Here is a 12,935-nt window from a genome sequence, read left to right as displayed (position 1 = left end):
GTATATATTACGTGGGCTTTATGACAAACATGTGAAATTGGGGTGTGAAAAACAAAAAACCCATTACAAATTTGCAATGGGTTTTATTAACAAATAACTTAATGTGTTATTACTTACCTATTAAGGCTTAAAACTTGTAGCTAATACCAACTTTAGCCTGCCAAGCTGATGACGATGAATTGATTTGTGAGTAATTACGCACATCTGCACCGTCGTATGCTGAATCGATAATATAACGACCTTCATCATCTAAACCACCGAAGTCATAAATAGTTTGGTTTGCATAGCTTAAGCGTTTTTCGATTCCCCAGTCACTGTTAAGTAAATTGGCAAAGTTATCAATCATGAAGTAAATTTCACCACTGTGGCCTTGTGCAAAGCCAGGGATTTCTTGTTTGATGCTCACATCCATGGTTGTTACCCAAGGCTGAGTCGCTGTGTTTTTACCAAGTATTTGGCCTCGTTCAGATATACCTGCTTTATTTAACAGCTGCTCTAACTGATTCCAATTCATTCCTGATTCACTCCAGTTTACGAGAGAATCATCAGCTCCTGTTGGGATATAAGGTAAGTATGCGCTGTTTTTGTATAACGTACTCGTATCGCCTAAATCGTCATCTTGATACATATCCATAGTATAACTAAATGGACGACCTGAGCGACGTTCAAAGTAAACATTAAACTTGGTTGCGTAGCCTGAGAAGAATTCAGTATTGTAACCTAAATTAATTTTAAAACTGTGTTCAACTTCGTAAGAGCCACGTGCGGCAAGGTCTTCGTTACGGTTAACAGTAACATTATGTTTGTAGTTACCTTCAGCTTGCGATGCTGAACCAATAGAAGATTCAGTTACGTCTTGATGTGCATAACTAAAAGAGGTAAATAAACCGTTGTCCCATTCTTTAGCAAGGCCTGTTGAGATAATAATTGAACGACCATCTTCAGATGAGTTAGTCATTACGATATCAGCATTATCAAAATTGTTGTAAATAGTTTGGTTTATAACACGCTCACCATCGGCTGCTAATCCAACTGGTTGAATCGAAGCATTGTGCCATACCGCTTCATTTTCTTTTTTATGGTAAGCAATTTCTGCTTGCCACTTAAAACCATTACCTAATAGTTCAGAGTCGAATTCATATTCAAAACCAATTTGAGTACGTATACTTGAAGGCAATTTAAAATTAGGGTCTATAAAAGCAACGCTGCCGCTGCCTTTTTCTAATGAGTTTTTAATTTCATTAGGTACCTGCGTAATATCAGCTTGGTTATTCGCGAAGTATTCGTTGATCACGCTAGAAGGAGCGGTTACCTCTGTAATACCGTCAGCTTGGAATGAGTTGTTATACCATACGTTTGGTATCCCACCTTGGAAGCGACCAATACCACCACTTATTGTAAGTGCTTCTGTAGCATAATATTTGAAGCCAATACGCGGTAAAATAATATCTAGTCCGTCAAGGTTCTCTTGATTAGTAAAGCCATAGGTATTAGCAAAGTTTTCATTAAGCGTTGGTTTGTCATCTGATGATAAGCGCTCGTAACGAATGCCAGCAGTCATTTCTAAGTCATCGCCAATGTAAAACTTATCTTCAATATAAAGCGCAAGTTGGTTACGCGTTACATCATAAGCTTTATCAGATGAATTATTAGTATAGGCATTTTTGTACTCAAAAGCGTATGGGTAGTTACCATTTTCATCTTTTTTCGAATCTTTAGCTTCAAAACTTACCATGCGGTTTTCAAAATCATCTAAGCTTTTAAACTGCCACGACCCTAATGAATCTTCGGCAAATAGGTTATAAAGTTTTAATGACTCGTACTGCGCACCAAAGTTAATTTCATGCTCATCCATTAAATAGGTTGCATCAAACGTAAGCGTTAGGTTTTTAGTTTCAGATACGTTAGCGTGGCGGGTGCTGTCTGTACCAAAAGCAAATTGAGCGCCTGTACCACGACCATTTATTTCTTCTTCATAGACACTAACACTGCCTATATTTGAACGTGTATTGCTGTTTGAAGTTACGTCTTTATATGCAATGCCGACCTCAGTAGAGAAGTTGTCACTCCAATCTGAGTATAATTTAGTTGAAAAATTATTAAACTTAGTAACATAAGCGTAAGTGTTAGAGCGCATAACAACAGAGTTACCACCGCTACTGCTATTGCGCTCGTCTTGGTCGTCTTGCCACTGATACGTGAAATCTAGGCGATGTTCATCGCTAGCATTCCAGCTTAGTTTAACTAATAAGCTTTCGTTAGTATCTTCAGGCGCACCTGCTAATGAATCAGTCAGGCCGTATTCATTATTTAAAATAGAAATGAAACGATTATAGTTAGCTTCAGAAGTATTAAATTCATTAGCAGCACCAGAACCGTCGAAGCCGTAATCTAGATCTTGTTCGCTTGACCATTTAGAATAGTTTACAAAATAAAACAGCTCGTCTTCAAGAATAGCGCCACCTACGTTAAAACCATAACGCTTTTCTGATTGAATAGGCTCAACATCATAAAAAGAATAAGTTTTATGACCCGTTAGTGGGTCTAATTCATCTTCTTCACGAATACTTTTTACATCGCCAGCTATCTCAGGGGTAGATATTTCGTAAAAGCCAGAGAACTTAAACTCATTTGTACCAGATTTTGTTACTGCGTTAATAGTACCGCCACCAAAGTTACCTTTAGAAGCTGAGAAAGGAGATACATCAACAGAAACTTGTTCAATAGCATCAAGTGCTACAGGAGGCTGAGAAGTAGGGTAGCCACCAAAGTTCAAGCCAAAGTCATCATTTTGACCAATACCGTCAACGGTTAAACCGTTGGTACGAGGGTTACTACCTGCAAACGTTAGCTCGCCATTACCATTAATACTGGCAAGTGGGTTTAAGCGCGCAATATCTTTAATGTCGCGGTTAAAGCTTGGCATGTTCTCAATAGTATCAGAACCAAATGAGCTGCTTGAGCCACCAGATTGCTGAACAATCTTATAACCAGACACTTCAATTTTTTCGATGTTTAGCGGAGCAAGCTGCGAGCTTAAACGGTAAGTTTCACCCAGATTTAGATAGATATTTTCAACAGTTGTATCATTAAACTTATCAGAATCGATGATAACCATGTAAGGACCACCTACACGTAAGCCATTAGCGATAAACGTACCACTTTCGTTTGTAGTTAGCTCGCTAATAGTTCCCGTTGGTTGGTGAACTACTTTAATTTTAACGTTTGCAGCACTGCCACCTGAAGGCGTCGTAATTTTACCACGCATTGCAGATGAAGTATCAGCAGCTATTGCGCTTGTAGAAACACCTAGAGCTAAAATTACCGCTCCAGTTAATTTCGAAAGGCGAAGCTTAGTCATAATGTTGATTTCCCGTGTGTAGGTTATATAAATTTAATACTGTTTATTTGTCAGTCGTCATTTTTAGTGCCGTTTCTAACTCTTTTGCAGAAGGGTCAAATAAGGCGTTTAATAGTCCAGCTAGTCGAATACCCGCTTGTTGTAGGCGTGTTTTTACAATTGGAGTGTTGTTATAAATGTAGCTGTACCCAACTTCGTCGTTGGTGTACTTATAAATTTTTGTTGCTAAATTGTGTGATTCTTCAACCCAAGTTTTAGGTGAGCTTTGTAGATACTCAGCAATTAATTCGCTGTTATTTGTATCAATAAATTGAGCGTATTCAGTAAACGACAAGTTCTCGTTCTCAACTAACTTTGTATCCCAAAGGCTATGAAGATTTGTTTCTTCATTAAAAAATGAAACCTTTATACGGTTACCACCTCTGTCTTCACCTCTACCTGCATGAAATGGCTGATGACTGTCGCCTACCAAATGCACTAAAAAACGTAAACTGAACTGTTTAGCATCTAACGTACTGTTGGTATCTGTAAGTGTCTGCATTGAGTAGTGAATACCTTCAAGGATATTACTTACAGATTCTTTGTTTTTAGTGTGATCGTGATTGAAGCTGAAAGAATTTCCTGGTGCTGCATTAATATAATGCCAACGAGATGATTGCTTTTGCCAAAAGTCGCCAGGAGCAGAGCGCATTTCATCAGGCCACGTTGATATTTGCGCAAGTGACTCACCATCTAAATAAGGTTTAATTGCCGCTTTAGTTGTTTCGCTTATATGAGATTGTGCAATCTGCCCTACAATACGGTGGCCATTTTGACCCCAAGCGTGTGAGTTAGTGCTTGTGAATATCGCACTAATCAAAAGCGCAGAAGATATCGAGTACTTTATATTGTTATGCATTAAAACTTCCTAAATGAATATTTCATGGGGTTGCTATAAGCTAATGCGGTCAATTGTCCTCATTTTTAATGTTGATAGGAAGGACTTATTAAAATTCATAGTTTCTTATTGAATTTCTTTTAAAATCAGTGTCTTATGTTTGACAGGTAAAATTACTTGTTGTAATAGGTAAACGAAATTGTTCAAATACACTATATCGTCTATTTTTGGGTGGCATTGCTTTGAATTATAAAAATATTGTGTTGCACAAAATGTTAATTGTTACATTTTTGTTTCTATTGTTGGTCGTTACGTGGGTTTGCGGTCAAGTTAGTGTATACAATAATGATTTACATTTTCCAGTTATGATCGAAACCTCAACAGAGTGTCAAACAACTGCAACAAGTAACAAAGGCCAATTAATTGTTTTTACGCAATCAAAAAAAATAGCTAAGTTATTAACACAAAAGTTATGCTCTGATAACGTGGTGGCTAAGCAATATGGCTCTGTAAAAGGGTATTGGGGGTATAGAACGGCAGATAGCTTTGAGTTTGTTGGTAAAGGAATTGCTGACTTAATTTTGGCTAAAAACAATATTATGGCAGCCTTTAAAGCAGAGTCGACTTATAACTACCAGCCCGTTGTTGGTTTTTCTGACTACACGGCTTTTTTTATATCTTCTAAAGAAAAACCTCGAATTACTAAACAATACTTTTTAGATAAGCGCATAGGTTTGCTTGATTATCCGACCAGCCGATCAGGGCATATTTTACCAAAGCAAACGTTTAAAGAGTTGGATATTAATTTAGCCAATTTGAAAATCACTTATGCTAGCTCTCATAACGAATTACGCGATTTACTCGCCGACGGAAAAGTAGATATTATTGCTTCGTTTTGGAAAGAGAGTGACGAAAAACGTTTTTCAAAAAACTATATTACGCCTTTGAGTAATAATATTACTGGAACAAGATGGTATTTAAAAATGCAGCAAAACAATACTGATTTATTATGTGCAGTACAGGCAAATTTGCTTGATATGTCTAAAGATCAAAGTTTGCATTATTATCAAAATGCACAATCGTTTTGGAGTTGCGGTACTAGCTCAGTAAACTTAAAAGAGGAAGTTAGTTATGAGTAAATATAAACAACTACTTGTTTTACTATGCTTATTTTTAACTTTATCTTCTGTTTTTTATATTTCTGTAATTCAAAAAAGCCAGCAAGTGACTAAACAAAAAATAACGCAGATAGAAAGGCAAATAGCACTCGACTTACCATTACTTGATTTATCAAATGAGCTGCTAAAGCATTCGGGGAATAAAGATGCGGTTAATAGCTACATTAAAACCTTAAATAGCTACATTAATTCGAACGATCTTAAAGTTGTTGCTATTGCACCAAAAGGCGAAATGCTAGCACCTGTAAACTTACACCAAATAACACGTAGTTTGAGCACTAATAACGGACCTGTATTAGTTGTATTTAACGTTCAGCAAACCCACTTTACATTAAGCCATTTTATTTACTATTTTATATTTTTAGTATTAAGTGTGTTGATTAGTTTTTGGGTAAAGTTTGCGTTTATTAAACAAAGTAATAAGCAGTTTAATAATGCACAACATCAGTCAATTACAGAGCCTACGCCGCTGATGCTTATAGTTGATCTTAACGATAAAACACTATCAAGTAGTTGTAATACAGAGCAAAAAGTGGGTTTAGCCAATAAGCCATTATGCTTTTATTTAGCACTTGTAGAGTATTGTACAAATAACGATGATGTAGCGCTTAGTCATAATAAAGATGTACCAGAGGAGCTTCTAGAGCTCGCTAACAAGTATTTTTATAGGTTGGTCGAACTTGGTCATACGGTTAGAAAAAGACCTAATTTTAATAATAGTCTAGAAAAAACCTTGAGTGAAATACGTGCGGCGTTAGATGAAGTACTTAGTGAGTGTCCTGAAGAAAAAGAGTTATATTACCCACCTAAAGCCTATGGAGAAGGCTCTCGTTCTCGTTTGCATAGTTATGGGCTGGTAAATATTAAAAAAGGTAATATTGAAATAAGAGGAAAGTAACTAGATTACTTTCCTCTTATTCTTAGAGGTTATTTAGGGGTAAATTCAGCCGCTTTGAGAGGGCTATTTTTTGAAATAAAGTCTTGAAGTGCTTTAGCATCTGTTTCGTCTGTACTTACAAAGCCTTTTTTATTTGTAAGCGCAGGATAACCATCACCGCCTGATGCGTTATAGCTATTTAGACTCATTCTGTATGTTTTATTTTTATTAAGCGGTTCGCCATTGATCAAAACATTAACCAACTGATTATTTTTACGCTCAAACGATATTTTATGGTATTGCAAATAAGCACCAGCATCCGGTGGGAAGCTCGTTACTGTATTTAAGTAATCCCATAAATCACTGCCTTGCCAATCCATATAAGTAATGCGGTTTTTAAAAGGATGTACTTTTAAAATATCTTTATAGCTTACTTTACCAGCCTCTATTGAGCTGCGAATACCACCGCCACTTATTAGTCCAAAGTCTGCATTTACTACATCCATTTGAGCTTGAATAATTACACGTGCAAGGTTTGTTTGTTGGTAACGAACTTTGTTTCTGTCACCTTCTAAGCGAGCATCTACTTCACCAATGGTACCTTCAATTTGTTTAGCGCCTTTAGCTTGGTATACCGCTAAATAAGATTCAAGTTTAGGGTCTGGTTTAATGTACTCGTTTGCTAATACTGCTTTAGTAGAGCCATCAGCTTGAACTTTATCTACATACAAATTAACAGGCATAAGTTTGTAGTCTAGTAACGTTAATTTTCCGTTTTCAAGCTTAAACTCAGCTTTACCAACATACTTACCCCATTCATGGGCTTGCATAATGTAAGTACCGTTTTGCTGGTCTGGTTTACAGGCAAGGCCAGGTTTAAAGTTATCGTCATTTACATTTGTATCACTCATACACACAGGTTCTTGTGAGTGACCGCCAATGATCATATCAAGTGTGTTTGCAGGAAGTGAGCGAGCAAGTGTTACATCACCTGGTGCATTAATGCCAAAGCTAGCATCAACATAATGACCCATATGAGTCAGCGCAATGGTAATGTCAGGGTTGTACTTAGCTTTTATTTCTTTAGCTAGTTTTGCGGTAACGTCAACAGGGTCTTTAAACTCTAAGTGGCCAATATACTGAGGATTACCAATTTTAGCTGTGTCTGTTGTTGTTAATCCAATAACAGCAATAGTTAAGCCATTTTTTTTGAATATTTTATAGCTATCAAACGCATGTTCGCCTGATTCTTTTTCAAATATATTGGCTGATAGAAAAGGAAAGTTCACCCATTTTTGCTGTTGCTTCAATACATCAATAGGGTTATCGAATTCGTGATTACCTAATGCCATTGCATCATAACCAATCAGCGACATACCTTTAAAGTCAGGTTCTGCTTTTTGTAAATCTGACTCAGGAATACCGGTATTAATGTCACCACCAGAGAGAAGTAAAACGGCATGACCTTGCTTTTGGGCTTCATTACGTAAAGAGTCAATTAACGTTTTGCGAGCGGCCATACCGTATTCGCCTTTTTCGTTTTGCCAAAAACGGCCGTGATTATCATTAGTATGAAGAACAGTTAAATATTCAGTAGGAGTACTGTTAGAGGTTGATTCAGGAGCAGGAGATGTACATCCAAGTACACTAAAAATAATCGAAAATAAAATAATTATACGCATAAAATACCTATGGATTAAGGTCTACTTAATTTATCAAGCGGGTAGTTTAAACTAGTTTTATGCTAAAAAAACGTACTTATTGACATTTTATTTAGAAGGTACAGTTAATCGATTTGTGGCGGCACTTTCGCGACGCTTTAACTCTGCATCCGCATATTCCCGCTTAGTATGGTTTATACCTACCATCCACGTTAAAAAGCTCGCCGGTAGTTTTGTGTATGGTTCACCTTTGTGTAAACCAAAGTCGCAAATTGTTTGTTTAGTGTGTGGCATTGTTAGATCCTGTTGTTTGTGTTTTTTTAAGGTAACAAATAAGTGACCACACTTTTAAGATGATTTAATTTTAAATAGTTAGATTTATATAGCAAAAAAGAATATAAATAATGGCATATGTAATTAATTTGTTATCAACACGGTCTTAATTGTATCAACTCACACTTTAGAATCGATTTTAGTCGCCGATGGCATTAATGTGTTAACGCATTAACTAATTATTTAAAAAATATAACAACAGGAATAAAACATGAAAAAACTTTTACTTGGCTCAGCACTTGCTGCAGCAAGTTTTACAAGCACCGCTACTATAGTTGAAATGAACACGAGCCAAGGTGTCATAGAAATTAACCTGTTTGATCAACAAACCCCCAAAACAGTCGCAAATTTTTTAAGTTACGTTCAAGACGATTCATATAACGAAACAGTAATTCACCGCTCTGTTAGTAACTTTGTTATTCAAGGTGGTGGATTTACATTTTCTGATTCGCTAGATGCGATTACTACAAAGCCTGCTGTAGAAAATGAGCCCGTTTTTTCTAATGTTAAGGGCACCATTGCGATGGCTAAATTATCGGGTGATGCTAATAGCGCAACAAGTCAGTGGTTTTTTAATATGTCTAATAACAGCGCAGGAAGTGCAGCACTTGATACGCAAAATGGTGGCTTTACTGTGTTTGGACAAATTACTGCAGCAAGCCAATCAACGTTAGATAAAATTGCAGCGTTAGTACACTGTGGTGAAACACCCGTGGTTGATATTACTGCTGAGCAATGTGCAAGTACTGATGTAACAATTAGTAGTGCTAACTTAGTGACTATTCAAAATGTGGCGGTAATGGATGATGATCCTAATTCAGCAGCAGGCCTTACTGTCACTGAAAATACGTTAATTGATTCTGACACATCAACAGGTTCTAGTAGCAGTTCTGGCGGCGGGTTAATTTGGCTTTTAGGTGCTTTTTTACTTGCGGTACCTCGTTTAAAACGTGCTAAATAATTAAAATTAACGGTAATGTGGATGGCCTAAACCAGCCGTCCACATTACTATTATTAAACTTTGCTGTTTAAAATAGTACTCGCCAAACCATTGCTAGCCAAATTGAAAACACACAAATACAACCCAGTAAAAACACTTTAAAACGTGCGCGTACGTTATTTTCACCTAAATGAATAACACTGTGCACAATACGTGTTGCTACAAATAAACAGGCCAGTATTGCCACAAGTGTACTGGCGCTATTTAGTTGCAGTGCAAGTAAACACCCCGCGTAAAAAAGCACAGGTATTTCAAACTGATTTGAAAAGTTTCTATCTGCCACCCTAATAGTGTCGCCAGCCTTATCTAATTGCATTGTTTTAAAATCACTTAAATCTAGTTGTTTGTTTTTAGCTGCGGCAAAGCGCCTTTTACCCATAATGAGCATGACAACCAGTGAAAGCGTAACTTGTGCAAATATGGCAAGTATGATGATTTTTTCCATTGTTTTTCCTTATTATTATTTAGAATTTGCGTATTTTTTGATATTGAAAGATTTTTAATCTCGCAAGGTTGGCAGACTCCCAACTAATATCCGATTATGAAGACATTTTTCACAATGTGTTACACAAAATAGCGTTATTTTGTAGAAAGTTATTAATTGAAAATGTTAGTTTAGCTTAACTATATTGCTTCGAATTGGCGCACGCTATTTTGCGCAATACTTTTTAATGGAAAACAAAAATGAAAAAGATTATTGGTTTTAGTGCTATCGCACTTGCAGTTTTAAGTGGTTGTTCAAATACGGCTTCGGTTTCAGTGGCGCCTCAGGCCTCTTTACTATCAGATACGTTAGTCGTAAGTCCTAACGATAACCGCGAATATAAAACACTTAAGCTGGCAAACGACATTGAAGTAATTTTAGTGTCAGATCCAGGTGCTGAAAAATCAGCAGCGGCACTCAGCGTTGGTGTTGGTTTACTGCACGACCCAATGTCGCAACAAGGTATGGCGCATTATTTAGAGCACATGCTGTTTTTAGGCACAGATCGCTACCCAGACACAAAAGGGTATTCTGATTTTATGACCAAAAATGGTGGCGCGCACAATGCTTACACGTGGCTCGATATTACTAATTACATGTTTAAGATTAATAACGACGCGTTTGATGAAGGGCTAGACCGTTTTGCTGACTTTTTCAAAGCGCCTAAGTTATATCCAGAATACACAGATAAAGAAAAAAATGCAGTGAATGCAGAGTGGTCAATGCGCCGCGAAATGGACTTTTTTGGACAATTTAAACTCGCGCGTAAAATGATGGGCGATCACCCAGCTAATCGCTTTTTAATTGGTAACCTAGAAACCCTTGGTGATAAAGAAAACAGTTCACTTCATAAAGAAACGGTTGATTTTTATAATAAATACTACTCTTCAAATATTATGAAAGTTGCGCTTATTTCTAATTTACCTATTGCTGAAATGGAGCAAAAAGCGCAAAAATACTTTGCTGACATAAAAAATAAAAATATCGAAAAACCAACAGTGACTGCAAAACTTGATTTTGATAACGCTGGCGGAAAACGCGTGTTTTATGCACCAAATGAAGATGTAAAACAGCTGCAACTTGATTTCACCATTGCTAATAATAATAGCGAATTTGCACTTAAACCAAACCGATTTGTAGCGTATTTACTAAGTAATGAAATGCCGGGCAGCCCAGCGCAACTTCTTCGTGATAAAGGGTGGGTGTCTCAGCTTTCTGCTTCAGCTGCACCAAATCAATATGGTAACTACGGTTCGTTAAATGTAAATGTAGAGCTTACCGATGAAGGCATGAAAAATCGTGATGAAATAGTTGCGACTATTATGCAGTACATCGATTTAATTAAAAAAGAAGGTGTTGATAGCAAGTACTTCAACGAAATTCGTACTTCCCTTAATAACCAGTTTAAGTTTTTAGAAAAAGGTGATGAATTTAATTATGTAAGTTCGCTTACGCAAAGCATGCAAGATTATCCGTTAAATCACGCTATTAATGCACCTTATTATTATGCAAAGTTTGACGCTGACGCTGTAAACAATGTACTTGAGCAGTTAAATGCCGACACCCTTCGTATTTGGTATGTATCGCAGCAAGAAGAGACAGACTCACAACTACACTTTTACGACGGTAAATACCGCATCAGTGATATTAGCGATGATGAAATTGCCAGCTGGAAAAAACCAAGCGAATTTAAGTTAGCACTACCGACTGTAAACAATTTATTGCCTGAAAATTTTGCAATAAAAACGCAAGCATTTAAAGAGCAAAAACACCCAGAACTTGCTTACGATAAAAATGGTGTAAAAGTATGGCGCCAAGCAAGTCAAAAATTTGCAGAGCAGCCAAAAGGGCTTGTGGAAGTTTATATAAATACTCAACCCGGTTTGAACGATATTAAAGCAGAAGTCCTTTATTCTGTTTGGGCTGATTTATACAATATTCAACAAAGTCAGTTAAGTACCGAAGCAGCAATCGCCGGTATGAGTGTAAGCTTAGCACCGAGTAATGGCCTTGTTTTATCTATGAGTGGTTTTACAGATAAGCAAGATGTATTGCTTAAACAAGCTTTAACCGGATTAAAAGCCGATGAAACAGCACAAGCATTTAGCCAAGCGGTAGATCGCTTTAAGCGTAATTTACTAAACCAACAAAAGCAGTTTCCGTATGCACAAGCATTTGGCGAGTATTCAAAACTAACGCGTACAGGTGGCTTTGATACAGATGCGCTTATTAAAGCCGCTGACTCACTGAGTGTTGCCGACTTAGCACAATTAAAAACAGCTACGTTTGCGCAAAACGATTTACGTGTATTTAGTTACGGTAACTACGATCAGCAAGATATTGACGCGATTGCACAAGAGTTAAGTGCAACATTACCAAGTAATCATAAGCGCAGTGAATTTGCACGAAGCAAAGCGTGGTTACCACAACCGGGCGAAACGCTGGTACTGCAAAAAGATATTGATGTAGCTGATGTAGCTGTAGTTGATATGACCGTTCATCCTGTTGCGGGTTACAAACAAAAAGCAGAAGCGGCTGTATTACAAAGCCACTTTAGAACAGTTGCATTTGATAAAATGCGTACTGAGGAGCAACTTGCATACGCAGTAGGTGCTTTAGCTCGCCCAATTGAAGATTACTCAGCAATTGGTTTGTATATTCAAACACCGGTTAAAGGACCAAAAGAAATACAAGCTCGTTTTGATAAGTTTAAAAAAGAATACGCAGTTGAACTTGATAACATGAGCGAAGAGACTTTTGAGCAGCTTAAAAACTCTACCCTTGTATCACTTAAAGAGCAGCCTAAAAACTTAAGTGACGAAATGAGCCCACTTATAAACGATTGGTACCGTGAAAACTTTACCTTTGATTCTAAGCAAAAGCTGATTGATGAAGTTGAAAAAGTAACGCTTGCAGATATAAAAGACTACTATAAGCAAACAATGCTTAACCCTAATGCTGCACGTTTAAATGTGCAATTACGCGGGACTAAGTTTATAGAAAGTGACTTTGCCGATTTACCTAATCAAACTAAAATTACAACGCTTGATGCCTATTACAATGGTATTAAACTACAAAAATAAGCTTTATTTATGTAGCTAAAAATAAACCCCAATGTATCACTACATTGGGGTTTATTATTTATCTCACTATATTTACTAATA

Annotated in this window: 9 protein-coding genes; 4 read left to right on the top strand and 5 right to left on the bottom strand. The window is 36.9% G+C overall.

From position 1 onward, the window contains the following. Positions 1-127: 127 nt before the first annotated feature. Together RB214_RS20330 and RB214_RS20325 are read right to left on the bottom strand one after the other, a co-directional pair. On the bottom strand, positions 128-3,361 hold the full coding sequence (locus RB214_RS20330) for a TonB-dependent receptor (protein WP_309169246.1): 3,234 nt from the start codon (positions 3,359-3,361) through the stop codon (positions 128-130). Between the two features lie 43 nt (positions 3,362-3,404). After that, positions 3,405-4,259, bottom strand: a complete 855-nt coding sequence (locus tag RB214_RS20325; protein ID WP_309169245.1) for a S1/P1 nuclease — start codon at positions 4,257-4,259, stop codon at positions 3,405-3,407. Between the two features lie 251 nt (positions 4,260-4,510). Here RB214_RS20325 and RB214_RS20320 point away from each other — a divergent pair, with 251 nt between their 5' ends. Continuing rightward, on the top strand, positions 4,511-5,377 hold the full coding sequence (locus tag RB214_RS20320; RefSeq protein ID WP_309169244.1) for a hypothetical protein: 867 nt from the start codon (positions 4,511-4,513) through the stop codon (positions 5,375-5,377). Then, complete coding sequence (locus tag RB214_RS20315) at positions 5,370-6,314, top strand: hypothetical protein (protein WP_309169243.1); 945 nt, start codon at positions 5,370-5,372, stop codon at positions 6,312-6,314. Before RB214_RS20320 ends, RB214_RS20315 begins: the two co-directional genes overlap by 8 nt. A gap of 29 nt (positions 6,315-6,343) precedes the next feature. Here the strand turns inward: RB214_RS20315 and ushA are convergent, their stop codons facing one another. Then, entirely contained in the window at positions 6,344-7,975 is a 1,632-nt protein-coding gene (gene ushA, locus RB214_RS20310) for a bifunctional UDP-sugar hydrolase/5'-nucleotidase UshA (protein WP_309169242.1), read from the bottom strand. Positions 7,976-8,062: 87 nt separating this feature from the next. Then, positions 8,063-8,248, bottom strand: coding sequence for a hypothetical protein (locus RB214_RS20305; RefSeq protein WP_024594581.1), 186 nt, complete (start codon positions 8,246-8,248; stop codon positions 8,063-8,065). 250 nt (positions 8,249-8,498) lie between these two features. Here RB214_RS20305 and RB214_RS20300 point away from each other — a divergent pair, with 250 nt between their 5' ends. After that, complete coding sequence (locus RB214_RS20300) at positions 8,499-9,248, top strand: peptidylprolyl isomerase (RefSeq protein ID WP_182753278.1); 750 nt, start codon at positions 8,499-8,501, stop codon at positions 9,246-9,248. A 67-nt stretch (positions 9,249-9,315) separates the two neighbouring features. Here RB214_RS20300 and RB214_RS20295 read toward each other — a convergent pair whose 3' ends face one another. Then, entirely contained in the window at positions 9,316-9,732 is a 417-nt protein-coding gene (locus RB214_RS20295) for an MAPEG family protein (protein WP_309169241.1), read from the bottom strand. Between the two features lie 239 nt (positions 9,733-9,971). Here RB214_RS20295 and RB214_RS20290 point away from each other — a divergent pair, with 239 nt between their 5' ends. Further along, positions 9,972-12,854 carry an insulinase family protein gene (locus RB214_RS20290; RefSeq protein WP_007375538.1) on the top strand — a complete coding sequence of 961 codons (2,883 nt, stop codon included), beginning with the start codon at positions 9,972-9,974 and terminating at the stop codon, positions 12,852-12,854. Positions 12,855-12,935: the final 81 nt, after the last annotated feature.

It is taken from the genome of Pseudoalteromonas sp. HL-AS1 (assembly GCF_031198785.1).
GTDB classification, from domain to species: domain Bacteria; phylum Pseudomonadota; class Gammaproteobacteria; order Enterobacterales; family Alteromonadaceae; genus Pseudoalteromonas; species Pseudoalteromonas distincta.
The sequence above is the reverse complement of the archived record's forward strand: the minus strand, read 5'-3'. Positions and strand labels throughout refer to the sequence as shown.